The sequence below is a fragment of the Sorangium sp. So ce321 genome, assembly GCF_051530195.1.
Taxonomy (GTDB): domain Bacteria; phylum Myxococcota_A; class Polyangia; order Polyangiales; family Polyangiaceae; genus Sorangium.
Genome location: NZ_CP150329.1, coordinates 497441 through 523244 on the forward strand (window position 1 = coordinate 497441; position 25804 = coordinate 523244).

The following is a 25804-nucleotide window of genomic DNA, read 5'->3' on the forward strand; positions in this document are numbered from 1 at the left end:
TCTCGCTTCACGCCGCGACGTCCCCGCGCGCGCGGGCGATCGTGTGGATGAGCTCCCGGGCGTCGAACGGCTTGCGCAGGCACGTGTATCCGCCCTTGCTCATGATCGCGTTGACCATCTCGGGGACGGAGTGACCGGTCATGGCGATCACCGTGACAGGCTTCTTCAGCCCCATGATCTGCTCGCACGTCGCGATGCCGTCTTGAACGGGCATCACGAGATCGAGCACGCACACGTCGACCCCTCGCTCCACGATGCGCTGGACCGCAGTCCGCCCGTCGTGAACCGCGTGCGCTGATACCCCCGCCGTCCGGAGCGTCGCGACGATCGACTCCGCGACCATCGGGATGTCGTCCACCACGAGGACCGCCGGCGAGTCGACCGCCCGGGCGACGATGCGCGCCAGGTGGTCCATCGAGAACGGTTTGTGGATCACCGTGTAAACCCCCTCGGAGATCGCCTCCTCGAGGAGCTTCTCGAGCGCGAAGGCCGTCATGAGCACGACGGCCAGATCCGGCTGGAGCCTCTTGAGCTCACGGAACATCTCGACGCCGTTGAGCCCGGGCATGCGGACATCGCTGACGACCACCGTGAACCTCTGCTGCGCGGCGAGCTCGAGCGCGTGAGCTCCGTCCCTCGCCTCGACCACCTCGTAGCCCTCGAGCTCGAGGTTGGCGGCGAGCGTCAAGCGCATGCCCTCCTCGTCATCGACCACGAGCACCCGCTTCGTCTCCTGCGCCGCCTGTGCTTCGACCATGGATGGTTCCCCTGTCATGCGCCGTGAGGTCCCGGGGGCGCTGAAGAGCGCGCCTTCACGACATGCGATTGGTGCACCGGCACCTGGATGACGAAGGTCGTGCCGCTGCCAAGCTCGCTCGTCACGTCGAGCGTACCGCCGTGCCGGCGGACGATCCCCGCGCTGATCGCGAGACCCAGGCCGGTCCCCTTCAGCTTGGTGCTGAACAGCGGCTCGAAGAGCCGCGCACGCGTCTCGTCGGAGATGCCTGACCCGTTGTCCTCGACCGAGAGGGCCAGCCTGTCGTCGGTCCACCTCGCGGCCACCCGCACGTGCCCCTCGCGCCCGGCCGGGACCGCCTCGGCCGCGTTCTGGATCAGGTTCACGAGCAGCTGCCGGAACTGGTCCTTGTCGAGCTCCACGGTAGGCAGCGCGTCCGGAACCTCGTTCTGGATACGCACGTGCGGCGGGGCGTCGACGACGGAGATGGCGTCCTCCACGAGCGATCTCACCGCACACTCCGAGAACAACGGGCGCCGCTCGCGCGCGAAATCGAGGAGGTTCCCGATGATCTTGGTGCAGGCCGCGAGCTCCCTGTCGATGATCGAGAGAAACTGCGCGACGCGGGGCTCGGCGCCGAGCGCCGTCCCGGAGAGGCGCTTCTTCAGATAGTGGTTTGCGTTCCGGACAGCGCCGATCGGGTTCCTGAGGTCGTGTCCGACGCTCGCCGCGAGCTGCCCCACGGCGGCGAGCTTCTCCATGCGCAGCTTGGACTCCTGGGCGGAGTAGAGGCTCGCCGCCATGTCGTTGAATGCCATGCTCATGCGTCCGAACTCGTGTCCATCGAGCGCGGGGAGGCGAAGGTCGAGGTCGCCCTGCGCGATCTGCCGCGAGCCCTCGACCAGCGTGCTGAAGCCGCGATCGATCGAGCGGAGGAGCCTGCCGAGCAGCACGATGAGGATGAAGAGCGCGCCGCCGGTCGCCGCCGCCCCGAGCGCCGCCACCCGCCAGCGGAGGCGGCGCGCGTCGTCCAGGACCCTGGCGACGTCGCGCTCCGCGTCGTGGACGGCCGCGCTGATGTGCGGGAGAAACCGCTCTTCGTACTCCTGCTGGGCGAGGTACTCGAGCATCGCGTGTCGCTCGCTCGCCCGCTCATGCGCGATCCGGTTCATCTCCGCCACGCCCGCGACGAGCCGACCGAAGCTCTCGCGCATGAGGCCGATGTGCTCCAGCTCCTCCGTCGATTCCTCCGTGCTCTCGCGGAGCTCCGGGGCGGCGTTCAGCCTCCGCTTGAGCGCCTCGATGGCTGCCAGATCATGGGTCACGCGCTCGGCGGCCTTCGCCACTTCCGGGCCGAGGCTGTTGCCGAGCGCGACCGTCACGGCCTCGTTCATGTACTGGCTCGTGTCGCTGGCGAGGGTGACATGCAGCGTCAGGTCCTCGTAAGACATCTCGGACCGCTTCTGAAAGACCAGCATCTCATCGATGGTGAAGTAGAGGGCACCCCCGTCGATGAGGACGGCCGCCAGCGCGACGGCGAAGATCGAGGCCAGCCTTGCTCGGATGCTCATGGGGAGCGCCTCCTGCTTTCGTGCTCCGGGACGTCGTCGTCCGCGAGCTGGATCTCCTTCGTGACGAGGAGCAAGAGCCCGAGATCGGGCGCGTCGTCCCCGAGGCCCAGGCTGAGCGCCGCGCCGAGCTCCAGGCCGCGCGCCGGGTGCCAGCGCACCCCGGGCGCGAAGAGCAGCGACGCGGCGTCGTCGAGCTCGGCGGCGAGCTCCACGGTCGGCGCGAGGTCGCCGACAGGCAAGACGGCCGCCAGCGCGACGCCGGGGCCGATCTCCGTTGTGTCGCTCCGCGCGGTCGGCAGCGTCACCTCCGCCGACGCGGAGAGGCACAGGTGAACGGATCCGAGCGTCTTGTGGAAGCTCACGAACGGCTCCAGCGCGTACCCGGCCGCGCCGAGCTCGCGTGAGCCGGCGGGGAACCCGGCCTCGATGCCCGCGGAGAACGTCAGTCCGAGCGCCCGGTCATCGAGGAAGTTGTACAGCGCCTCCGCTTGCACGGCGCCGAGCCCGGCGGCGACGCCCCTGTCGTGGCGCACGAGCTCCAGCGGGAGCTCTCCGCCGATCTGGAGGCGATCGGTGATGCCGAGCTCCAGCTGCAGCGGGACGCTGAACTGGACCAGGCGTCCGTCCCGTCGCCATGCCGGCGAGCTCGCGATCTGCAGCTCGAGCGCCTCCTGCGGAAACGCGAGCTCGCCGAGGAACAGCTCTTCGATCACGGGCTGCTCCGGCTCTGTCGTGTCCTCCACCCGCCGCGGCGCCGACGCCGCGGGCGCGGCCGCGGTCGACGCGGCCAGGAGGACGCCCAGCGACGGGCACGCGGGCGCGCGCCGCGCCGCGGCCCAGGGCGCCGGCGTCCGCGACGGCCTCGAGCGCCCGGCGAGGCGTTCGCCCGCGATCATCGCGCCGGCTCCAGCCCGACGTCGCCGGGGCCCGGCGAGGCGGCGAGCGGCAGCTCGATGACCGCCGAGGTGCCCTGCTCCCGCGGCTCGACGACGAGCCTCCCACTATAACGTCGGGCGACTCGCTTCGCGATGTTCAGCCCAAGGCCGAAGTGACCTGGCTTCGTGGTGTAGAAGGGACACATGATCGCCTCGCGGTCCACGTCGCGGGGGGCGACCCCCGTGTCCGTGATCTCGATCACATAACGTGAGCCGATCGAGGCACCCCGGAGCACCGCGACGCCGCCGCCTGGCATCGACTCCACTGCATTCTCTATCAGGCACCGCACGGCGACGGAGAGCTCGATCGGGTCCACGTCGACGTCCCCCTCGTGCGCCGTCAGCTCGACGCGAGCCCCGGTGGCGCCTATACGCGCGCACGCCGCTGCGCGCCGCGCGCACTCGGCGGCGCTCACCCGCACCGTCCGCCGATCGAAGAGCCGCTCAGCGTCGACGGGCTCATCCAGCTGCGCGCTCGCCTCGACCACCTCGTCGTCGATGATCGCGAAGAACTCCTCGATCTTCGGATCCTTCTTGCAAGAGGCCTCTCGCGCGACCTTCCGCCGGATATAGAACGACGCATTGCGGACGATGGCGAAGCGATTGCGCAGATCGTGACGCAGCACGGACAAGATCTCGTCCGTCACCGCGGCCTGCTCTGCTGCGCCCAAGGGATCCCGGCTGATCATGCCCCTCCTCGACCCTCCGTTCTCGCCAGCTGCGTTGCTCGCCAGCTCATCTGCGATGCCGCTCCGAGGCGCAGAGCGCGAGGCGCTCGGCTCTCGTCGACTCCGGCCCGTGCTGGAGGCCTGACGCCGGTGCGGCCGTCGAGCAGGCGATGAGCCTCGAAGAGGGGACGGACTGTGAGGACTCGGGTGAGGCGCAGGTGTCTGCGGCCTCGCAGGACACCGTCTCGCCCCCGCAGGTCGGCGCCGTGGGGCTCGTCGTCCCGAGAGAGCCCGCCATCGTGTGGACCGAGCGCTTCATATCGGCGAGGCGGGCCAGCTGGAGCACGAGCCCGATGAGCCGCTCAGGATCGAACGGCTTCAGGATGACATAGTTGTGGCTGCCATCCCTGGAACGAAGGTACTCATCGGCCCCGGTGATCAGAAGACCGCTCGTGTACAGCGGCATGCTCGACACCCTCCGGAGCAGCTCGTCGCCCTTCATACCAGGCATCAGGAAGTCGGAGCAAACGAGGTGGAACTGCTCCACCTCGAGCAACCTCAAGGCCTGCTCTGCCGATGTGCAGGTCACGACGTGGACCTCCGCAGACAGGACCGCGCAGATGCTGCGCAGCGCTCGATCGTCGTCGTCGACGACGAGCACTCGATGCCTTCGACGCAGCATGGAGGTCTCGGCGCCGCTCTGAACCTGTGAGAGTGTGCGATGAGCTCTTAAGGACACTGACATCGCTGCTGCCTCCTGCCGCCATCGCGTGCTCGAGTCTCGTCCCGCTGATTCGCGTGCGCACGAGCGCGCTTGGGTGATCCCTGCTGTGTTGTTGCGGCGCCTCCCCCCTCGGGCCGCGCCAGCCAGTGACGAGATCTACATGACCATGTTTGCGTGAGTCAACGGGCGTAACAGGGCTTTCAATGCTCCAGAGCGAAGAGATGGAGTTCCGTTCGGCTTGCTCAATTGACATTCGCGCGGGGACGGCGTTGTTCGTCGAGAACAAACGGCATCCTTCTCCTGGAAGCCCAGCCGCAAGAACCGCGCGGCGCGCGCCGCGCGCGAGGCTCGCTCCGCTGGGCACGAGCCTCCCGCGCAGCCCGACCCGATTTCGCGCGCGGCCCCGGGCACCACATCTCTCCCGCCTCGGTGCCCGAGCCGTGTGTCCCAGCTGCTGGCCAACGCCGTGCGAACCGGTAGCTTACGGGCCCCGGGCGCCCTGGCCGTCCGGCGAATCGCTCCAGAATGTTGTTTTGCTCACGTCGTGACCTCGGCACCCAGTCCGAGCTTCGAACACGGCGCTCCCGCGCCGGGCGCTCGCTCCTCCTGCGGCTCCTCGGGCTGACCTGGGTGTACCGGGGGCGGGTCTTCCGCGTCCTCGGCTACCAGATCGTCCTGCTCTCGCTCGGGCTCGCGGGGCTCGGCCTGACCGGGCTCGCGATCGACATCCTCCGCCACCGCCTCGACCGGTCGGTCGCCGCGCCCGCGCTGCCGCTCGGCCTCGGCCGGCTGGTCGACGTCGAGCGGGCGCCCATGCTCGCGGTCCTCTCGATCGGCGCCGCCATCCTCGCCATGGCGGCCGCCCGCGCGGTGCTCAACTACGGCTACGCGCTCTCGGTGGGCCACCTCGTCCACATGGAGATCGTCCCGGATCTCCGGGCGCGGGTGTACGACAAGCTCCAGCGGCTGAGCTTCCGGTTCTTCGACGCCAACAAGAGCGGCTCGCTCATCAACCGCGTCACCAGCGACGTGCAGCTCGTGCGCTCGTTCGTGGACGGCGTGCTGCTGCAGAGCGTCATCATGGTCCTGTCCCTCGGCGTGTACGTCGCGTACATGCTGCGCGCGCACGTCCTGCTGACGCTCGCGTGCCTCGCCCCGACGCCGCTGCTCTGGATCACGAGCACGCTCTTCGCGCGGTGGGTGCGGCCCGCCTACCTGCGCAACCGGGAGCTCGTCGACCGCATGGTGCTGAGCTTCGCGGAGGGGCTGCAGGGGATCCAGGTCATCAAGGGGCTCGGGCGGGAGCGCGAGGCCCACCGCCGCTTCGACGAGCGCAACCGCGAGGTCCGCGAGCAGCAGCAGGACACGTTCCGGAAGGTCAGCGTGCTCAGCCCGACCATCGACCTGCTCGGCCAGATCAACCTCGTCATCCTCCTCGGCATGGGCGGGCTGCTCGTCGCGCGCGACCGGATGACGCTCGGGCAGCTCGTCGTGTTCGCCGGCATCCTGCAGCAGTTCTCCGGGCAGATCGCGAGCATGGCGACGATCGTCAACACGGCGCAGCAGAGCTTCATCGGGGCGCGGCGGGTCTTCGAGGTGCTCGACACGCCCGTCGAGATCACGAGCCCCGAGGCGCCCGCGCGCATCGCCCAGGTGGAGGGGCGCCTCGTCTTCGAGCGCGTCACGTTCGGCTACGACGCGTCGAAGCCCGTCCTGCACGACATCGACCTCGACATCGCGCCCGGGCAGTTCGTCGCCGTCGTCGGGCCGACAGGCGCGGGCAAGAGCACCCTGCTCAGCCTGATCCCGCGCTTCTACGACCCGACCTCCGGGCGCGTCCTCCTCGACGGCACCGACCTCCGGCGCCACGACCTCGACCTCCTCCGCCGGCGGATGGGGGTCGTCTTCCAGGACAATTTCCTCTTCAGCAACACGGTGGCGGCCAACATCGCGTTCGGCGCGCCGCACGCGACGCGGGAGCAGATCGAGCGCGCCGCGGTCATCGCCCGCGCCCACGAGTTCATCCGGGACCTGCCCGAGGGCTACGACACCGAGCTCGGCGAGTCGGCGGCCAACCTCTCCGGCGGCCAGCGGCAGCGGCTCGCCATCGCGCGCGCCGTGCTGCTCGACCCGCCGCTGCTCCTGCTCGACGACCCCACCGCCGCGGTCGACGCGAGCACCGAGCGCGAGATCCTCGACGCCATCCTCAGCGCCACCCGGGGGCGAACGACGCTCATGGCCACGCACCGGCCCCACCTGCTCCGCCGGGCGCACCAGGTGATCGTGCTCGACCGGGGCCGCGTCGCCGAGCGGGGGACCCACGAGGAGCTCCTCGGGCGGCGCGGTCACTACGCGAGCGCGCTGGCGCTGCACGACGCCCACGTGGGCGCGGCGCGCGCGGACGCCGCCCCGGCGAGCCGCGCGGGCGCGCGCGCCGCGGCGCCGACGCCGGCGGGGGACCCGGCGTGAGCCGCGCGTCAACGACGCCCGGCGACGCGTCGCGCCACCGCGCGGAGGCCCCGGAGCAGGCGCGCCCCGCCGCCGGGGCGCCGGCCGTCATCGACGTGAGGCTCGGCCTCGCGCGCGCCTCGCTCGACGACGACGAGCGCGACGGCGAGCACCGGAGGCTCGACCTCGGGCTCGCGCGGCGCCTGCTCGGCTTCACCCGGCCGTACGCCAGGAAGCGCAACCTGCTCTTCATGCTGGTCGTCGTGCGGTCGATCCAGCTCCCGCTCCTGGCCTGGGGGGTCGGCTCGATCATCAGCGGCCCGGTGGCCCGCCGCGATGTGCGCGCCACGCTGCTCTCCGTCCTCGGCTTCGCGCTGTTCGCCCTGGTCACCGAGATCGTCTTCCACTTCCGCGCGCGCCTCGCCCTCGAGCTCGGGGAGGCGGTCGTGTTCGACCTGCGCGATCGGCTGGAGCGGCACCTGCTCGCCATGCCGATGAGCTTCTTCGTGAAGACCAAGGTGGGGCGGCTCATCGGCCGGATGACCTCCGATATCGACGCGATCCGGGTCGCCGTGCAGGACGTCGTGTTCGTGAGCACCGTGCAGCTCGGCACGATGGCTGTCGCCATGGGGCTGATGGCCTACTCGCATTTCCCCCTCTTCCTCGTGGTCGTCGCGATGGTCCCCGTCTTCTGGGGGATCATCGTCTATTTCCACCGGCGCCTCGGCGCCGCGCACCAGCGCGCGCAGGAGAGCTTCAGCCGCGTCACGGCCACGCTCGCCGAGTCGGTCACCGGGGTCCGGGTGACGCAGGGGTTCGTGCGGCAGGACATCAACGGAGGGCTCTTCCGCGCGCTGATCTTCGACCATTCCCGCTACAACATGGATGCGGCGCGCCACTCGGCGGTCTTCCTGCCGCTCCTCGAGTTCAACGGGCAGCTCTTCCTGGCCGTCCTCGTCGTCGTCGGCGGCTATCAGGCCCTGAGCGGCGCGATCGAGCTGCGGGTGCTGGTGGAGTTCTTCTTCCTGGCGAACCTCCTCTTCAACCCGATCCCGGTCCTCGGCAATCAGTACAACCAGGCCCTCACGGCCATGGCGGGCGCCGAGCGGCTCTTTCGCGTGCTCGACAGGGAGCCTGACTGGCCCGATGAGAGCGCCTTTCCGGCGCTGCCCCCCGTGCGCGGCCGGGTCGCCTTCCAGGGGGTGCACTTCGCCTACGAGCCGGGCAAGCCGGTGCTCCACGGGATCGACCTCGTCGCCGAGCCTGGCGAGATGATCGCGCTCGTCGGGCACACGGGCAGCGGCAAGACGTCGATCTTGAACCTGCTCGCGAAGCTCTACCGGCCCACGGCGGGGGCCATCACCATCGACGGGCACGATCTCGCGAAGACCTCGTCCGAGTCGCTGCGCGCGCAGCTCGGGCTGGTGCTGCAGAGCAACTTCCTCTTCAGCGGGACGGTGCTCGACAACGTGCGCCTGGGCAACCCGGCCGCGACGGACGCGGAGATCCGCGGCGCGGCGCGGAGCCTGGATGTGCTCGACGTGCTCGACGCGCTCCCGGACGGCCTGAGCACCGAGGTGGGCGAGCGGGGGACGGGGTTGTCCCTGGGCCAGCGGCAGATCGTGTGTTTCCTGCGCGCGATGGTCGCCCAGCCGCGCATCGTGCTGCTCGACGAGGCGACGAGCTCGGTGGACGCGCTCACCGAGGCGCGGCTGCAGGCGGCGCTGGGGCGGCTCTTGCGAGGGCGCACGAGCTTCGTCGTGGCGCACCGGCTGAGCACCATCCGGAATGCGGATCGCGTGATCGTGCTCGATCACGGTCGGGTGGCCGAGCAGGGGACGCACGCGGAGCTGCTCGCGCGAGGGGGGGCGTTCGCGGCGCTCCATCGCGAGCTGGCGGCTGGCCCGGCCCCCGGCGAGTGAGCTCACTCGCCGGGGGCCTACGGTGGTTGGGGGCGTTGGATGAGGGCGGGGGCTCGGGTCAGGGGCTCAGGCGACCTCGAGGCGGACCGGGACGTTGTTGCGGGTGGCGTTCGAATAAGGGCAAACCTGGTGCGCCTTCTCGACGAGCTGCTCCGCCTGCGCCCGCTCCAGACCCGGCAAAGCGATGCGCAGGGCCACATCGATGCCGAATCCGCCCTCGGACCGAGGACCGATGCCGACCGTCGCCGTCACCGTGGCGTCGGCCGGGATCCGGGCCTTCTCCTGCCCGGCCACGAACTTCAAAGCCCCCAGGAAGCACGCCGCATAACCCGCCGCGAACAGCTGCTCCGGGTTGTTCCCCTCACCGCCCGCACCGCCAAGCTCCTTCGGCGTCGAGAGCTTGACGTCAAGGGCACCGTCCGCAGTGGTGGCGCGGCCGTCGCGGCCGCCATGAGCAGTGGCTTGAGTCGTGTACTTCACGTCGACAGGCATCGAAACGCTCCTTTCGTGGCGAAAAACCCCGCCGGGCTGGGCCCGACCAGGCAGCCGCCAGGACACGCACCCATAACCACCAACCCGATCGTGCGCAACGAGGTACGAGCGGGCGCCGGACATCGAGGAGGTGGCGCTGACCGCGCGCACGCCGCCGGCACGCAGCGCTGACCGCACGCACGCCGCCGGCGAGCGTCCACGAGCCGCGCGCGCTAGCTCAGGCGCCCGTCCAGGTGTAGTCCAGCGCGGAGAGGTCGGGCGGCCCGACCGGGATCTCGCCGGTGAACCCGAACGTGACAAGCTCAAGACGGTTGCCGAACGGATCGTTGAAGTAGAGCGACGCCTGGCCCGGCGGGCCGAGCTGCGTGGGACCGTACGTCGGCACGCCCGCGTCGCTCAGGCGCTTCTTCCAGGCAAGCAGCTTGCCCGGCGCCACCCAGAGCGCGCAATGGGGATGAGACGCCGCGCGCGGCGGCTGCCCGATCGACGACTCGAAGAGGTCGAGTCGCGGACCCCCGGCGAACACGACCGACAGATGAACGCCCCGCGCGATCTCGTCGGCAGGGCGCCCCATGCGCGTCAAGAACGGGACGTCGACACGCATCATCAGACGCGCGCCGAGCAGCCCGACATAGAACCGCTCGGCCACCCGCAGATCCGAGCACGGCACGGTGAGGTGATCGACCGCGCGCAGCTTGCCGCCCCACGGCGGAAGCAGGCGGTACGCGAGGTGCGACCAGGCGAAGAACAGGCGCATTCCCACGCCGATCGCCTTGCGCTGGACCCGCGCGGAGAGCGGCACGGCAGTGAGCTCCGGGGACATCATGCGTTCCTCCATGCAACGAATGTCAATCAATCAGTTGATTGAACGTACGCGACGGCGGGCGAGCGGTCAAGGCGGCGCGCCGCGGGCGCTTGCTGGGGGCGGAGGAAACCTGTAGCTTTGCGCGGGCTTGGCGAAGATCAGACGCGCCGCCGCGGCCGGCAAGGCCTCGTCCACGGAGCTCGGTGCAGCGCGGCGGCGCGATCTGCTCGAGGCGGCGTACACGCTGATCGCCGAGAAGGGCCTCGAGGGGCTGCGGACGCGCGACATCGCGGCGCGCGCCGGCGTCAACATCTCGACGCTGCATTACTACTTCGGGACGAAGGACGCGCTCCTCGCCGCCATCGTCGCGCACGTGACGGGCAAGTTCGGCGAGGCGCAGCGCCGGCCCGCAGGCCCGAGCCCCGCTGGCCAGGCGGACGCGCTCGCGCCCGTGAGAGCGCACCTCGAGAGCGCATGGCGCAGCTTCCAGGACAATCCGCACCTGGCGACCGTCCTGCAAGAGCTCTCCCTGCGCGCGCAGCGCGACCCGGCGGCGCGGGCCGCGTTCCGCGCCGCCCACAAGGAGTGGAACCTCGCTGTCGAGCACCTCGTGCGGCAAGGCGCTCGCGCCGGACAGCTGCGCTCCGACCTGGACCCGCGCGCCGCCGCCCTCGCGATCACGTCCTTCATCATCGGCGCGATGACCCAGCTCGGCGTCGACGCCGGAGCGTTCGACTTCCACCACGTCGCGGGCGAGCTCGATCGATGGCTCGCCCCCGCGCCCTCCCCCGCACCAGGCAAACGGGCGCGCAATCGCGCGTGAACGGCCTCACCGCGCGTCCCCCGCGCCACAGCGGGAGAGCGCATACTTCAAGGCGTTCTGGAGCAGACCGAAGGTCCTGAACGCGCCCTCGGCCCCGCCGAGCTCCGTCATCGTCCGCGCGATCGCGGGCGAGACCCCCGACACGAGGCAGCTGCTGCCGAGGAGGCTCGCCGCGCGCACCAGGGCGAGGAGGTGGGCGACCGTCGCGCCGTCGACCGCGCTGACGCCGGTCAGGTCGAGGACGGCGAAGCGCGCGCCCGTCCGCACGATCTCGGCGAGCAGCCGCTCCATGAGGTGCGCCGCCCGCGCGGTCTCCACCGTCCCGATGATCGGCAGCACGAGGATCCCCTCCCACGCCTGGATGATGGGTGTGGACATGGCCAGCATCGTCTCCCGCTGCTCCCGCATCACCGCCTGGGCGCGCTGGCGCTCGGCGTTCTCCTCCGCGAGCAGCCGGTGCTTCTGCTCGAGCTCCCCGGCGTAGACCTCCCGGCGCTGGAGCGCCTCCCTGAGCTCGGCCTCCAGCCGCTTGGCGGGCGTGATGTCCCTGACCGCGATCGCGACCCCGTCGACGAGAGGGATGATCTGGTTCTGGAGCCATCGCCCCTCGTACCCCGGACTCTGGCTCTCCCGCTCCTCGAGGATCCGCTCGCCGGTCCGGTAGGCGCGCGCGTACGTCTCCAGCCGTCCGAGGGCGCGCGCGGAGGGCACGACCTCGGTGAACCGCCGGCCGATGATCTGCTCGCGAGGCCTCCTCAGCCCGTCGATGGCGTTCTGGTTGGCCTCGGTGAACACGAAATCCTCGATCTCCCCGGCCTCGTCGAACGCGCACCGGAGCACGAAGAAGGCGTCCAGGCTGCCCTCGATCGCCGCCCGGAACCGGGACTCGGCCGCGACCAGCGACTCCTCCGCGCGCTTGCGATCCGTGATGTCGCGCGCGACGAAATAGACGAGCTCCGCCTCGCGATGAAGCGCGGAGTTCCACTCGATCCATCGATACGACCCGTCGCGGCACCGGTAGCGGTTCGTGAACGTCACGCTCCCGGTCCCGGCGAACGACCGCGCCGACTCGGCCAGCGTGCGCTCTCGATCCTCGGGATGCACCAGGTCGATGAAGGGGATCGCCAGGATCTCCTCGCGCGAGAACCCGAGCGTCCGCTCCCACGCCTGGCCAATCCGCTTGAAATACCCGTCAAAACCGGCCGTGCCCACCAGATCGACGGACAGCTCGAAGAACCGCCCGAGCTCGTCCGTCTGCCACGCTTGGTTCATGGTAAATTCCACCGGTATCAGACCCTGCGCTGAAATTCGAGCGCCAGAGTCGACCCTGTAGCCCGGTGGAGCGGACACACGTCGCGATCGTGCGCTGGTATACCCACCTGGCCCACCCTGTGGCGCATTCTGCGCGTCGTCAGCTCGGGGGCGTCGGCGGCGCGAGGGAGCAGGTCCCGCCGGAGCAACCCAGCTCGGGACGAGCCTCCTCGGAGGCGCGTGCGCATCCGAGCAGCTCTCGATGCGACATGGCGACGCAGGACAACCTGTCGCATGGTCGAGCGGCGTTGCAGTGAGTAGACAGGGCTCATGAGACGACGACAGATCCTTGATCTCGCCGCCGCGAGCGCCGCGCTCGCCGCCCTCCAGACGATCGGCGGGTGCGCGCAGGACGACGGCGCGCCCGGGCAAACCCCCGCAACGCCAGGAGGAGAGAGCTCCGCGGTGCAGCACATTGCCATGCTCGTCTACCCTGGCTTCACCGCGCTCGACCTCATCGGTCCCCAGACCGCCTTCAGCTTCCTCGACGACGTGCAGATACACCTCGTCTGGAAGACGCTCGACCCGATCACGACGGACTCGGGCATCACCCTCGTCCCCTCGGCGAGCTTCGAGACATGCCCTGAAGAGCTCGCGATCCTCTTCGTGCCAGGCGGCGTGGCGGGCACGATCGCCGTGATGAAGGACGGCGATGTCCTCGATTTCCTCGCGGCGAGGGCGGAGCAGGCGAGCTACGTGACGAGCGTTTGCACGGGGGCGCTCGTGCTCGGCGCGGCAGGGCTGCTCCGCGAACACCGCGCGACGACGCACTGGGGCTTTCGCGAGGTGCTGCCGCTCCTCGGGGCCGAGCGCGTCGACGCGCGGTATGTCGAGGACAAGAACCGTATCACCGGAGGCGGCGTGACGTCAGGCATCGACTTCGGGCTCCGGGTCGTCGCCAAGATGCGGGGCGACGCGGCGGCGCAGAGGGCGCAGCTCATCATGGAATACGACCCCGCCCCGCCGTTCCAGGCGGGATCGCCGGAGTCCGCGCCCGCGGCGCTGGTCGAGCAGACGCGCGGCGAGATCGCGCCGGCGCTCGCCGAGGCCAGGCTGGCAGCCCAGCAGGCCCAGGCGCGCTGGTGATCGCGCGTTGGTGACCGCGCGCGGGACCGACGCGCCGGACACGGACGGTCAGCTGGTCCGGAAGGCGCGGTAAAGCGCGTCGCGCCACGCGATCAGGTCGGCGTAGCGCTCGCCCAGCTCGGGCTCGGAGAAGCACCGCCGGCTGGCGGCGCCGAGCTCCAGCTCGGCGGGCGGCGCCAGGTTCACGAGCACCTGGCTCATCGTGATATCGGCGAACGTGAAGCTGTCCAGGAGCGTCTTCGCCCCCGTTCCGGCCAGCGTCTTCCGCGCGAGCGTCGCGCGCAGCTCGTCCAGCACGGCCACCTGCGTCTGCCGGTGCGCCTCGCCGTCCGCCGTGTGGCCGTCGTACTTGCGGAGGGTGCGGCGGACACCCAGCGCCCCGAGCCGGGAGGCGAGGGGACCGAGCGCGCGGCGGACTGGCCCGGGCGCCATCTCGGCGAGCGCCTCGTCGTCGGCCAGCATGCGAGACAGCGCGCGGGCGCGCCCGGCGGTGAGGGCGCGCTCCGACAGCTCGATGAAGCGCGCGATCTCGGCCTCGTGCTCGGCCGGGAACAGCGTCGGACCGGCGCCGCGCCCGTCCGCCCAGCGCGCGATGTCGGTCGAGCCGTCGAGCACGCGCCCCTCGTCGGTGGTCAGCACCGGCACGCTCACGCGGCCCGTGAGCCGGCGGAGCTTCGCCCGGAGCGCCGGCTCGCCGATCAGCGGCTGGTAGTGCCGGAACGTGTACGGGACGCGCCGGACGTCGAGCGCCCAGCGCGCCTTCTCGGTCCAGGGCGAGAATACGAGACCCAGCAGCTCGTTCATGGTGGCGACAGGCTACCACACGTGGCCGAGGAGCTCGTCGAGGCGGGAGGCCCTCACGGGCCGGCGCCGGCCTCCACCCAGATCGCCTCGGGCTCGTCGAACCCCTTGAGCCGGAAGGCGCCCGCCCGGCGGAAGCCCGCGCGCGCGGCCTCCGGGAGCGCGGCCACGGCCGACCGCGAGAGCGTCACCCGGCCGGGGTGCGGCACGGTGACCCCGGTGTGCGGCTCCTCCGCGCGATCCTCGTCGGTGACCGCCTCGATCCGGAAGAGCCGGTGGACCTCCGTGCCGATGACGTCATGGTCGCTCATCCGCACGAGGCCCGCGTGGATGACGAGGCGTATCTGCGCAGGATCGTCGACCGCGCCACGGAGCATGCGCGCCGCCTCGAGCGCGCGGGCCACCGTGGGATAGACAGCGAGGTAGCCGTCGCCGACCCCCTTCAGCAGGCGGAGGTTCGCCGATTCGCGCAGGGCGCTGCGGAGCCGCTCCAGGTGGTCGACGAAGCGGGTGTCGCCGAGGTCGCGGATCATGTGGGTCGATCGCACGATGTCGATGAGGAGCATCGCCACCTCGACCCGGTTGGTCAGCTCCGGCTCCGACCGCCGCCCGGAAGGGAAGAGGTCGAGCAGCGCGACGTGGAGCTCGTCCCAGTGGATCCGGTCGAGCTCGGCGCTGAGGCGGGCGAAGGCGGGCGAAGCGGCGATCGCCCGCCGCGCGGCGTCGACGCTCTCCCCATCGGCGATATCGGCCGCGAGCCGGTCGAGGAGGGAGAACACCGCCTCGCCGATCTCCTCGCCGGCGTCCGGGCGCCGGAAGAGCTCGCGCTGGACCTCGACCACGAGGTCCGCGTGGCGAGGCCAGGGCTCCCCATGGCCGATGACGACGTGGCGGACCGCGTTGAACCGGCCGCCGCCGGGGAACCGCTCGATCATCGCCCGGAAGGCGGGGTGGAGGAGGTAATACCGCGAGCGCGGCAGCTCGTGGCGCGAGCCGACCACCGCGTCATGCGGCTGGCGGAAGCGCTGGACGTGGCCCCCGGCCGCCGTGTCGGCGCTGAGGACCCCGAGGAGGCCGCACTCGAACAGCTCGCGGAAAGGGTGGTAGACGTCATCGGCGCTCCGGCCGTGGGCGTCGAAGTACGCGCGATCAACCCCGTGAAAGCTGCACCAGACCTCGACCACCTCGTCGTGGGTGAGGACGTCGCGGGGGAGCAGGCCGATGAACTGATTCCGCTTGTCGCGGTGACAGAGCACCTCGAGGAAGACCCGCATCTCGTCGAAGATGTTGGCGACCAGGAGGCCCGCGCTCGTGCCCTGCACGATCTGCGTGAACGTCCGCTCGTCGAGGGCCCGGCGGTTGCGCGAGATCTCCGAGGCGAGGATCACGAGGTCGCGCGGCCGCCCGAGCGTGTGGCGATAGAGGAAGTCGAAGGCCCTCTCCCCGCGGGCCGAGCGCCCGGTGCTCACCATGTCGAGGTGGATGAACTCGCGGAGCGGCAGCCGCTCGTAGTAATACGTGAGCTTCTCGAGCAGCTCGAAGAGCTCGTGCTTGGCGTAGCGGAGCGTCGAGGTCGCGCCGTAGAGGTTGGCCTTGATGTCGGACTCGTAGGCGGAGAACGCCTCCTCGCGGATCGCGGCGAAGATCTTGACGTGCCGGTTGGCGTTCATCAGGTCCCACGCCGCCTCGATCATCCCCGCCTGCATGTGGATCCACGCGGCCCGCGGCAGCCGGCGGAGCGCCTGATCGAGCTTGTCGACGAAGATGTAGATACCGCTGTGGAGCGAGCGGAGCCGCCGCTCGAGCGGGCCCTCCATCGCGTCGATGACCTGGTTCATCTGGCGGACGGTCAGCGACAGGAGCTCCTTCACCACCATCGTCGGCTCGACCGGCCGGCCCTCGAGGAACCCGCGCAGGCCCCGGGGGAGCGGCGCGAGGTCCTCGGGATCGCCGAGGAGGGCGGGGTGGTACGAGACGATCGACAGGCGGAAGCTGAAGCTCCAGAGCCGCTTGCACTCGTAGAGGCCCGACATGAGAGCGGCCTGGGTCTGGTCGACGCTGGCCAGGTCGCCCATGAGGTCGAGGTACGGCCGCCCCTCCGGGATGAACTGCACGGCGGCGTGGCGGCGGTCGCGGCCGTTCGCCGCCAGGTAGATGTCGCTGAGGACCGAGCGCTTGTAGGTGAGCAGGAGGGTCTTGCCGAGCCCCTTGCTCCCCGAGACAAAGTGCTTGTTGGCGCTGTCGAGGAACTCGCGGACCACGGCGTTCTTGAACGTCAGGTCCTTGAGCGCGCCGATGTCGATCTGGTTGGCGTCCGAGGCCCAGCTCTGGCGGTTCATGGGCTCGGGCGGGAGATCGGGGAGCCTCTCCACGACGAGCTCCGGCGGGCGCCCGGCGAGGGCCCGCAGCGCCTCGAGGAGCTCGCGGGCGGAGGCGAACCGGCGGTCGCGGTCGCGGTGCGTCGCCCGGGCGAACCAGGCGTCGAAGCCGCCCGGCACGTCGGCCACCCGCGAGGGCGCGACCGGGGTGACGTTGCAGATCTGGTGCACCAGCTCGAAGAGCGAGTCGCCGCGGAAGGGCCGGCGCCCCGTCATGCACTCGTACGCGATGACGCCGATCGACCAGAGGTCCGCGCGGAGGTCGACCTCCCGGGCGTTCGCGAGCTGCTCCGGGGCCATGTAGCTCACCGTGCCCAGGGTCGAGCCGGCGTCGGTCTGCGGCGTCCCCTGGCGATCGAGCCCGAGATCCCCGAGCTTGACGACCCCGAAGTCGAGGAGCTTGCAGAGGGGGCGGTCCTCGTCCTCGACGAGGAAGATGTTGGCCGGCTTGAGGTCGCGGTGGACGATCTTCATGCCGTGGGCCTTGCCGACGGCGCTGCAGACGTCGGCGAGGATCGCCGCCGTCTCGGCGTAGGCGAGGGGCCCGCGCGCGAGCCGCTCGGCCAGGTCCTCGCCGCGGAGGAGCTCCATCGCGATGAAGGGCGCCTGCGTGGCAGCGTCGATGTCGAAGTCGAGGACCTGGACCACGTTCGCACCCCGCAGCCTCGCCGCGGTCTGCGCCTCGCGGAGGAAGCGGGCGCGCGCCCGCTCGGTCCCGAGGATCGCCGGATCCATCAGCTTGAGCGCCACCTGCTCGCCGAGGCGCAGATCGGTCGCCCGGAAGACGCGGCCCATGCCCCCTTTCTTCAGCAGCTGCTCGAGCCGGAAGCGCTCGCCGACGACATCCCCCTCGCCGAGGTGGCTCCGGGCCCCGGGCGAGCCGCGCGCGTCCGCGGGGGACACCTCCGGCTCGTCCGACGGGTGAACACCCTTGTCCGACATGTCGCCCAGCCTACCAGCCTCGGCCCATCAAGAGAACCTGCGCGAGCAGCGACCCAGAGCGTGGGTAACAGCCCCGCAGGCGCTGGTGTCCTGTTCAGGGGAGCACGGGGAGGGTGTTTACAAGACCATGACGTGCTCACGACCGTTTCGTGTTGCGGAAGAGGCTCAGTGTCCGGGCGCTGTTCGGTCTCGCGCCCTGGCCCACCGCGCCCGACGATGCGCTGCAGGTCCAGCTGAACAGCAGCCTCGCCCGGCCACGGGCGTCAGCCGAGCCCGCCCGCTACCAGCCCAGCCCGATGCGCAGCGGCAGGAACACCGCCATGCCGATCACGATGGTCCCCAGGATGCCTCGGCGCGAGAAGTAGTAAACGCTGGCCGCGACGCTCGCGGGCAGCCGCGCGTCCTGAAGGGTCGCGATCAGGTGGCCCTGCGTCATCAGCACCTCGGGCGCGATCACCGCCACCAGCGCCGCCAGCGGCGCGTAGCGCAGCCCGCGCCGGAGCCAGCCGGGCATCGGCAGGTCCTGGTCGGGGAACAGGAAGAAGCTGCGGGTGCAGATGGTGATCAGCGCCAGCCCGACGATCGCGACGGCGGTCTCCCAGGCGCTCATCGTTCGGCTTCCGCGGCCTCCGCGGCGCGCTCGCGCGCGCGTCGCCGCGCCTCCTCGGCCGCCTCGACGCCGAGGCCGACAGCGACCGCCGCGGCGATCGCCACCAGGATGTTGAGCTTCAGCGGCAGCGCGTAGGCCGCGAGCGCGGCGGAGGCGGCGGTGCCGCCCGCCAGCCACGTGGCCCGGTCCTGCAGCAGCGAGCAGGTGATGCCCAGCAGGGCGAGCACGCCGGCGAAGCCCAGCCCCCACTCGACAGGGATCGCGTTGGCCAGCGCGATGCCGCCCAGCGACGAGCCGTGCCACGAGGACCAGTTCGTCGCGACGCCGCCCCAGAAGTACGGCTCCTGCTCGGGCGCCGGCTCGGGTGCGGGGAAGCGCTTCATGAAGATCACGTAGTTCAGGTCGCCGCTGAAGTAGCCCATCAGGCACCGCCGCCAGCGCGGGAGGTGCGCGAAGTAGGGCCGCCACATCGCGCTGAAGATCACGAAGCGCAGGTTCACGCAGGTGGCGGTGGCCCAGATGACCCAGATCGGCGCGCCGGACGTGATCAGCGGCATGGTGGCGAGCTGCGCGCTGCCGGCGAAGACGAGCAGCGACATCAGCGCCGCGAGCGGCGCCGAGAGCCCGCCCTTGACCATCGCGACGCCGGTCACGAGGCCCCAGGCGGCCACGCCGAACGACACGTGCAGCATGTCGTACGCGCCGCGGCGGAACTCGGGGTGGAGCGCGGTGGCGCGGGCGAAGGCGGCGAAGGACATGCGGCGCTCGGGGGCTAGGAACTGTCCAGGCGCGCTCCGAAAGTCAAGGCCGCCGGGCCGGAGAAAGAAAAAAGAAAACCGTCAGGAGCACCGAGGACGCCAGGAGAGAGAGGCACAAGAGCTCCTCTTCTCTCTCCTGGCATCCTCGGTGCTCTCGGCGTCCTTGGCGTTTCTTCTTCTCGTCTGATCACCGCCCGCGAAGCAGGGCAGTCCGCGCATCGATGTCGCCAAGTGTCTCGGTGTGGCGGAAGGTAGCGCTCTCATCCGGAAACGGCTGAAAAGCCCGGAAACGCCTGACATGAAGCGCGCATCGGCATGAGCGCGGCCACCCGGGTCGGGCCTCCGGCGAGGTCGCCGCTCACCGGCAGTGACGCCCTCGACCGGCATGCCCCATGCACCTGCATGCAACCGCGTGGGCGCCTGGCCGCGAGAGGGTAGCATGCGAATCCATCATCTCAACTGCATCTCGACCTGCCCGATCGGCGGCGCGCTGATGGATGGGCAGACGCTGGGGCTCCGTGGAAGGCTGACGTGCCACTGCCTGCTCCTCGAGACGGACAGCGGCCTGGTGCTCGTGGACACCGGGCTCGGGCTGCTGGACGTCTCCATGGCCAGGAAGCGGCTGAGCCGGTTCTTCCTCTTCCTCGTGCGGCCGGAATTCCGCGCCGAGATGACGGCGTACCGGCAGATCCAGCGCCTCGGCTTTCGGCCCGAGGACGTCCGCCACATCGTGCTCACCCACCTCGATTTCGACCACGCCGGAGGCCTCGACGACTTCCCCGGGGCCGAGGTCCACCTGCTCGCCGACGAGCGCGACGCCGCGCTCGCCCGGCGCACGCTCCTCGATCGCATGCGCTACCGGCCCGCCCAGTGGTCGACGCAGCCGAGCTGGATCGCCTATCCGTCGGGGGGCGAGCGCTGGTTCGGCTTCGAGGGCGCGCGCGCCGCCCTCGGCCTGAAGGACGAGGTGCTCCTCGTCCCGCTCATCGGTCACACCCTGGGCCACGCCGGCGTGGCGGTCCGGAGCGAGGGCGGCTGGCTGCTCCTCGCCGGCGACGCCTACTTCTATCATCGCGAGATGGACCTCGCGCGGCCGCGCTGCACGCCGGGCCTGCGCTTCTATCAGGTCATGATGGAGAAGGACCGCGGCGCGCGGCTCGAGAACCAGCGCCGGCTCCGCGCGCTGCGCAAGGAGCACGGCCACGAGGTGACCCTCGTGTGCTCCCACGACGTCGTGGAGTTCGAGCGCATCACCGGGCGAAGCCACGCCGTCCCCGCGGGCGGCGCGGGCGTCGACGAGCCCGAGCCGCAGTGGGGCCCCGCGCCCTCGCCGGCCGCCGGGGCGCGCTGACAGCCTGTCTCGGACCCCCGAGCTGACCGCGGCCTGGCGCTCGCAGGTCCCGGCGCGCGGCGGCGCGAGCCCGGCCCTCACCCCGCGAGCGGCAGCGTGAAATAGAACGTCGTGTGACCGTCGCCTGAGCTCTCGACCCAGATGCTGCCGCCGTGCGCCTCGATCAGGCCCTTCGCGATGTACAGGCCGAGGCCGAGGCCGAGGACGCGCTCCTCCCGCGCCTTGCCCCGGAAGAACCGCTCGAAGAGGAACGGCAGATCCTCCGGCGGGATGCCCCGGCCCCTGTTCCCGATGGAGATCTCCACCGCGTCGGCCCGCCGCTCCAGCCTCGTCGTGATCGGCGTCCCGGGGTCACCGTATTTCGCGGCGTTCGAGAGCAGATTGCTGAGCACCTGCTCCACGCGGCCGGCGTCCGCGAGCACGGTCGGGATCTCGCCCCTGATCTCGACCTCGACCGCGTTCCCCTCGGTGTCGCTCGTCATCCGCTCCACGACGGCCCGCACGAGCGCCGGCAGGTCGACGGGCGCGCGCTCGATCGCGAGCCGCCGCGACTCGATGCGGGAGATGTCGGTGAGATCGGAGACCATCCGCCCGAGCCGCCTGGCGCTCGCCAGGATGTGGCCTGCCCGGGCCTTCACCGCGTCGGCGACGTGGGGCCTCCGCTCGAGCTGCGCCGCGTACCCGACGATCGTCGTCACGGGCTGCTTCAGGTCGTGCGCCACCACCGAGGTCCACTCCTCCTTGAGCCGCTCCAGCTCCTTCAGGCGCGTGATGTCCTCGAACGCGAGGACGGCGCCGAGCAGCTTCCCGCCGGCGTCGACGATGGGCCCGGCGCTCATGAGCACGGCCACGTCGCTGCCGTCGGCGCGCCGCAGCGAGAGCTCCCGCGCGGTCGTGACCTCGCCGCGCAGCGCGCGCAGCGCGGGGCAATCGTCCGCGGCGAGCGGCTGCCCGTCCGGGAGGCAAATGTACGACGCGCCCCTCATCTCCTGCGGCGGGGCCGTCCGGGCGAGCTCCTGGGCGCGGTGGTTCCAGGTGATCTGATGGCCGTCCGGGTCGAGCAGGACGATGCCGACCGGCGTGCGCTCGATGACCGCATTGAGCCAGATCCGCTCGGCCGCGAGCTGCTGGAGGAGCCGCTCGCGCTCCTCGTCGGCGAGCTTCTCGAGGGTGACATCGCGCGAGACGCCGATCCCGGTGAGCGGCTTTCCGCTCGCGTCGCGCTGGATCGCGATGTGGGTCGCGATCCAGCGGACCCGGCCGCTCCGATCGATGATCCGGAAGGTGAGCCGCCCGCCGGCGGCCGCCATGCGCTCGACGAACTCGTTATAGCGCCCGGTGTCCTCCGGGTGGATCAGCGACAGGAAGAGCCGGGGGTTCTCGTACCAGGCCTCGGGCGGATAGCCGGTGTGCTCGAGCACGGCGGGGTTGATGTACTCGTAGCCTTCCTCGGGGCCGAGCCGCATGCGGAAGATGACGTCGCTCGCGTGCTCCGCGATCACCCGCAGCCGCTCCTCGCTCAGCCGCAGGGCGTTCTCCGCCTGCCGCTGCTCGGTCACGTCGAGCGCGGTGCCGATCATCCGGAGCGGGGTCCCCTGCTCGTCGCGGAGCACGCTCGCCTCGGTGTGAAGGAGGCGCTCCTCGCCGTCGGGGCGGATGATCCGGAAATCGATGCAGTACGGCTCGGCCCCGTGGAGCGCGAGGTCGATGGCGCGCGCCAGGCGTTCGCGCTCCTCTGGGTGGACGCGGTCGAGGAACGTCTCGTACGTGAGCGCGTCGGCGTCGCGGGACAGCCCCAGCATTCGATAGCACTCGTCGGACCAGACCAGCTCGTTCCTCTGGAGGCGCCAGTCCCAGTTGCCCAGCCCGGCGATCTTCTGCGCCCTGCCCAGGCTTTCCTCGCTCAGCCGGAGCGCCTCCTCGGTGTGCCGGGCCTCCGCGATCGCCGCGCCGAGCTCCTCGCGCGAGCGCTCGAGCTCCGCGACCCGGGCGCGCAGCGCGCGCGACCCGGCGGCGGCGAGCGCCATCCCGAAGAGGCCCGACAGGGCGCCGGCGATCTCGACCGCCTCGGCCTGCGGCAGGGTCGGCCGTGCCGCGGCGCAGAGCAGCACCGCGCGCAGATCGCCGCCGGAGGCGAGCGGGATCGCGAGCGCGACGGAGCAGCCGCAATGGCGACGGAGCTCGCTGACGTCGACGAGCGCCGCGGCGCCCTGGCCCTCGGGCGCGACCTGCACGAGCCCCGCGCGAAGGGCCGCGGCGGCCAGGCTGCCTTCGTCGAGCGGCAGGCGCTTCAGCGCGCCGGCCGCGCCGCCGAGATCGCCCTCGGAGATGGCGAGGCCGAGCGCGCGCGCCTCCTCCAGGACCTCGTAGAGACACGCGACATCGGCCCGGAGGAGACGAGAAGCCGCCGCCACGATCGCCCCGCGCAGCGCGCCCTCGTCCTCGCCGGCGCGCGACAGGGCCAGCGACGCGTCGGCCACGGCGTGGGCCAGCGCGTCGCCCGCCGCCCGCGGAGCGCCGCGCGGTCCGCCCCTGGACGGTCGCCCCCGTCCGGCTCCACGCCGTCTGTCGTCGCTGTTCACTCCGCCCCTCGCGCTTTCTGCCTGAACCCTGGTGAGCGCGCGGTGAGACTAACACGGGCTTTCACCGCGCACCTCGGTTCGCACGTGGCGGTCCCCGGGACCGGCGGCATCGGCTCGCGGCTCGCTGCGTGGTGGCAAGTCGCGTCAGGCCGGACCCGTCACGGCGAGCCCTCGCGCCGGGGAGGCGTTCTCCTACGGGCGCCGCCGAGGTGCGACTCGCGCTCTCGCCACGCCATGAGGCCACCGGAGCTCGCGCGGCGAGCCCCCCGGCCGCTTTCGTCGCCCCCACCCGGATAAAACCTCCCCGGCCGCTCGGGTGCGCCGCGGCTGCGCGACATTCATGCTCGAGAGAAGACGCTGTTTCTTACAGTGGGAGCGTTGCCTTCTCTTCGACGTTGCTCGCATTTGCCGCCGACCCAGGATCGACGCTGGCCCGTGCTGATGAGCTCGCCACCGGCGCCCCGGGCGCGGAGAGCCGGCGGGCTCGAGTGTATTGTGATCTGAATAACATCAAGGTGGCTTTCGTGCGACCGGCCGGCGCCGGCTTCCGGTTGTGCTCGCGTTGCCCCATGTCTTCGTGCAGGGCCGAGGCCAGGGGCGCCGTGAATACGGCGGCCTGCCGTCGCATCCAAGCCGGCAACCCATCGGAGGATTCATGCGCGATTCTCGTACGCTTCTCAGCATTGCGGTCGCATCGCTCCTGTCGCTCTCGGCCGCGGCCGCCCAGGCCGACGTGACGATCGACGAAGTCCAGGCGTCGGACGGCGCCAGCGCGCCCCGGGGTGATCTGATCGTGGCTGGGGACACGCTCCTCGTGCGCGTTCATGCATCCTCGGACGAGGGCATCTACCGGGTCTTCGCGGAGCTCGAGGGGGTGACGATCCGGCTTTCCTCGATCGGCGGCGATCGGTTCGAGGGGAGGTTCGATATAAGCGACCTCGCCTACGGCCCCCATGCATTAACGATCAGCGCCTACGACCGCTGGGGTGACGGGTTGACGGTGGAGCGGACGGTGGAGAGAGCCAGCGACGCCGTGACGCCGTTCCTGTGGCTATCGAGCCCGCGGCCTCACAGCGTCGTGGCGGGGAACGCGCCGCTCGACGCGAGGTGCCTCGCGACGCCGACCGAGGAGTGCCAGAGCCTCTGCGTCGAGGTCCGGGGTCGGACGCACACGGCGAGCGCCTGCAATGAGCGCACGGCGAGCTCTCCCCCTGGGACGTTGAAGCTCCTGGTGCGCCCCTTCGCGGCGTTCGAGCCGGGGGAAGAGCTCACCGTCACGATCTCGGGCAACGCTGGCCCCGGCACCAGCGTCACCACGACCTTCGGGCCCATCTACGTGGAGGCGAGCCCGAAGCTCACCGCCGTCCATCGCGCCCCGGGCGCCATCCTCGACTTCGACGCGGCGCGGGTCCTGTTCCTCGATCGGTATTACCAGCTCGGCGTCCTCGACCGCGCCACGGAAGAGGTGAGCTGGATTGCGACGCTCCCTCCGGATCCGCCCGGGAGCGATCCGACCTATGGCGCGCTCACGCCGTCGGGCGCCGTGGTCCAGTCGGCGACCGGCCGCATCTACACGGCGGTCGGCGACGCGTGGACCAGGATCTCGCGGGGCCGGCTGGACGCGGTGAACGGCGACCTGCTCGTGTGGACCTCGCACAACGAGGGCAGGGCGTACCTGCACACGATCTCGACGGGGCTGAACCAGAGCATCTGGTATTCGGCGGACACCGCATCGCCGTTCCAGTCCGACATCACCGCCGCTGGCGACGTGTACTATGGTACCTACGAGGAGCCGTGGATCCGCCGCCTGCTCGCGGGCCGCCTCGGGGATCACCTGGGCAATTTGCAGCGGCCGATCTCGGACGGGGCGAACGTCGTCGGCCGGTGGTGGAACGGGCGCACGAGCTCGAGCTACCTGTACACGGCGGACGGCGAGGAGGTGTCTCTCGGCGACTCCATCTCGGGCAACTCCGCGGGGCTGCTCCTGCACGCGGGCCACGCCGGGTTCCTGCGGAGCGACGGGGCCGTCAACCAGGTGTGGCTGCGGACGGCGGACGGCGAGCAGCACCAGCTCAGCGACTTCGACTCATCGAGCCTGTTCGACCAGCAGAAGCTCCGGGTCGGCCACGACGGCATCAGCGACGCGGGCGACGAGGTGGTGTTCCTCAACGACGGCAAGCGTTACATCGGCCGCCCCGGCGCCGCGCCCGAGGAGGTCAGCAGCGACCTCGGGCACGCGCGCTGGGTGGACGGGAGCTGGTATGTGACCATCGGCAACACGCTGTTCCAGGTGGCGGCCGACGAGGCCGAGATCATCGAGGTGCCGGGCGAGGGGCTGCGCGTGTCCCTCAAGAGCGCGGATCGGTTCCAGGAGGTCGCTGTCTCGCCGCGCGTGGGCGAGGCGCTGGAGCGCCCGACGCGGCTGAAGCGCCTGGAGCCCGACGCCTTGCCCGATCTGTCGGGGATCGACGGGTCGACCGACCTCGCCGGCGACGCTTCCGGCGACGGCGCGTCGGCCGCGGCGGGGTGCAGCGCTGGCGGCTCGGCGGGCCCGGGCGGCGGCGTCGCTGCGTTCGCCGCGATCGCGGGCCTCGCCCTCGCGCGGCGCCGCCGGCGGGCCTAGGGCCTCGCCTTGGCGCGCCGGTGCCTCGGGGCCGGCGGGGAGGCCGAGCCCCTCGGCGACCCGCCGGCCATGGTCCTGATCGCACCGCGAGAGGTGACCGACCCTCCGCTCCTGGATGCCCCGGTCGCGCTGCGACGGCGCCTCCACCAGGTTCTTCACGAGCTCGTCGCGCTCCCAGGGCTCGAACGCGCGGTAGCGCTCGCCGGCCTGTCTGGATGAGGCCGACCTCGGCGCGGCC

19 protein-coding genes and 1 pseudogene are annotated in these 25804 nt (G+C 71.1%); 6 read left to right on the forward strand and 14 right to left on the reverse strand.

Going from position 1 to position 25804, the window contains the following annotated elements; translation table 11 throughout:
- Nucleotides 1-7: 7 nt before the first annotated feature.
- The 5 genes from WME89_RS01965 to WME89_RS01985 are packed head-to-tail and all read right to left on the reverse strand — an operon-like array spanning nt 8 to nt 4592.
- Nucleotides 8-757 carry a response regulator gene (locus WME89_RS01965; protein WP_438007590.1) on the reverse strand — a complete coding sequence of 250 codons (750 nt, stop codon included), beginning with the start codon at nt 755-757 and terminating at the stop codon, nt 8-10.
- Between the two features lie 14 nt (nt 758-771).
- Entirely contained in the window at nt 772-2307 is a 1536-nt protein-coding gene (locus tag WME89_RS01970) for a sensor histidine kinase (RefSeq protein WP_438007591.1), read from the reverse strand.
- Nucleotides 2304-3203 (reverse strand): hypothetical protein, encoded by a 900-nt coding sequence (locus WME89_RS01975; protein ID WP_438007592.1) that lies wholly within the window; start codon nt 3201-3203, stop codon nt 2304-2306. The genes WME89_RS01970 and WME89_RS01975 overlap by 4 nt, the downstream gene beginning before the upstream one ends.
- The gene (locus WME89_RS01980; RefSeq protein WP_438007593.1) at nt 3200-3931 is read right to left on the reverse strand and encodes a sensor histidine kinase; all 732 of its coding nucleotides are present in this window, start codon (nt 3929-3931) and stop codon (nt 3200-3202) included. The genes WME89_RS01975 and WME89_RS01980 overlap by 4 nt, the downstream gene beginning before the upstream one ends.
- Before the next feature lie 46 nt (nt 3932-3977).
- The gene (locus WME89_RS01985) at nt 3978-4592 is read right to left on the reverse strand and encodes a response regulator (RefSeq protein WP_438007594.1); all 615 of its coding nucleotides are present in this window, start codon (nt 4590-4592) and stop codon (nt 3978-3980) included.
- A 567-nt stretch (nt 4593-5159) separates the two neighbouring features.
- Between WME89_RS01985 and WME89_RS01990 the strand changes: the two genes are divergently transcribed.
- Together WME89_RS01990 and WME89_RS01995 are read left to right on the forward strand one after the other, a co-directional pair.
- Nucleotides 5160-7103 carry an ABC transporter ATP-binding protein gene (locus WME89_RS01990; RefSeq protein WP_438007595.1) on the forward strand — a complete coding sequence of 648 codons (1944 nt, stop codon included), beginning with the start codon at nt 5160-5162 and terminating at the stop codon, nt 7101-7103.
- A complete protein-coding gene (locus WME89_RS01995) occupies nt 7100-9004 on the forward strand; it encodes an ABC transporter ATP-binding protein (protein ID WP_438007596.1) in 1905 nt (634 codons plus the stop codon). The genes WME89_RS01990 and WME89_RS01995 overlap by 4 nt, the downstream gene beginning before the upstream one ends.
- Before the next feature lie 66 nt (nt 9005-9070).
- Here the strand turns inward: WME89_RS01995 and WME89_RS02000 are convergent, their stop codons facing one another.
- Entirely contained in the window at nt 9071-9496 is a 426-nt protein-coding gene (locus tag WME89_RS02000) for an organic hydroperoxide resistance protein (RefSeq protein ID WP_438007597.1), read from the reverse strand.
- A 217-nt stretch (nt 9497-9713) separates the two neighbouring features.
- Nucleotides 9714-10322, reverse strand: coding sequence for a VOC family protein (locus WME89_RS02005; protein WP_437654426.1), 609 nt, complete (start codon nt 10320-10322; stop codon nt 9714-9716).
- 127 nt (nt 10323-10449) lie between these two features.
- Here WME89_RS02005 and WME89_RS02010 point away from each other — a divergent pair, with 127 nt between their 5' ends.
- Nucleotides 10450-11124, forward strand: coding sequence for a TetR/AcrR family transcriptional regulator (locus WME89_RS02010; protein ID WP_438007598.1), 675 nt, complete (start codon nt 10450-10452; stop codon nt 11122-11124).
- A gap of 6 nt (nt 11125-11130) precedes the next feature.
- On the opposite strand, the gene WME89_RS02015 is transcribed toward WME89_RS02010, so the two are convergent.
- Nucleotides 11131-12396 carry a PAS domain S-box protein gene (locus tag WME89_RS02015; RefSeq protein ID WP_438007599.1) on the reverse strand — a complete coding sequence of 422 codons (1266 nt, stop codon included), beginning with the start codon at nt 12394-12396 and terminating at the stop codon, nt 11131-11133.
- Between the two features lie 309 nt (nt 12397-12705).
- On the opposite strand from WME89_RS02015, the gene WME89_RS02020 reads away from it, so the two are divergent.
- Entirely contained in the window at nt 12706-13521 is an 816-nt protein-coding gene (locus tag WME89_RS02020; protein ID WP_438007600.1) for a DJ-1/PfpI family protein, read from the forward strand.
- 48 nt (nt 13522-13569) lie between these two features.
- Here WME89_RS02020 and WME89_RS02025 read toward each other — a convergent pair whose 3' ends face one another.
- The 4 genes from WME89_RS02025 to WME89_RS02040 form a co-directional block, all read right to left on the reverse strand.
- The gene (locus tag WME89_RS02025; protein ID WP_438007601.1) at nt 13570-14325 is read right to left on the reverse strand and encodes a glutathione S-transferase; all 756 of its coding nucleotides are present in this window, start codon (nt 14323-14325) and stop codon (nt 13570-13572) included.
- Between the two features lie 53 nt (nt 14326-14378).
- Nucleotides 14379-17642 (reverse strand): protein kinase domain-containing protein, encoded by a 3264-nt coding sequence (locus WME89_RS02030; protein ID WP_438007602.1) that lies wholly within the window; start codon nt 17640-17642, stop codon nt 14379-14381.
- Between the two features lie 280 nt (nt 17643-17922).
- Nucleotides 17923-18252, reverse strand: coding sequence for an AzlD domain-containing protein (locus tag WME89_RS02035; protein ID WP_438007603.1), 330 nt, complete (start codon nt 18250-18252; stop codon nt 17923-17925).
- Complete coding sequence (locus WME89_RS02040) at nt 18249-19010, reverse strand: AzlC family ABC transporter permease (protein WP_438007604.1); 762 nt, start codon at nt 19008-19010, stop codon at nt 18249-18251. Before WME89_RS02040 ends, WME89_RS02035 begins: the two co-directional genes overlap by 4 nt.
- Nucleotides 19011-19449: 439 nt before the next feature.
- On the opposite strand from WME89_RS02040, the gene WME89_RS02045 reads away from it, so the two are divergent.
- Nucleotides 19450-20361, forward strand: coding sequence for an MBL fold metallo-hydrolase (locus WME89_RS02045; protein ID WP_438007605.1), 912 nt, complete (start codon nt 19450-19452; stop codon nt 20359-20361).
- Nucleotides 20362-20438: 77 nt separating this feature from the next.
- On the opposite strand, the gene WME89_RS02050 is transcribed toward WME89_RS02045, so the two are convergent.
- Nucleotides 20439-22841, reverse strand: a complete 2403-nt coding sequence (locus tag WME89_RS02050; protein ID WP_438007606.1) for a PAS domain-containing protein — start codon at nt 22839-22841, stop codon at nt 20439-20441.
- A 1114-nt stretch (nt 22842-23955) separates the two neighbouring features.
- Between WME89_RS02050 and WME89_RS02055 the strand changes: the two genes are divergently transcribed.
- Nucleotides 23956-25566: a hypothetical protein gene (locus WME89_RS02055; protein WP_438007607.1), complete on the forward strand. Its 1611-nt coding sequence runs from the start codon at nt 23956-23958 to the stop codon at nt 25564-25566.
- Nucleotides 25567-25623: 57 nt separating this feature from the next.
- Here WME89_RS02055 and WME89_RS02060 read toward each other — a convergent pair.
- Nucleotides 25624-25767 (reverse strand): annotated as a pseudogene (locus tag WME89_RS02060) (catalase-related domain-containing protein); the annotation flags it as partial.
- Nucleotides 25768-25804: the final 37 nt, after the last annotated feature.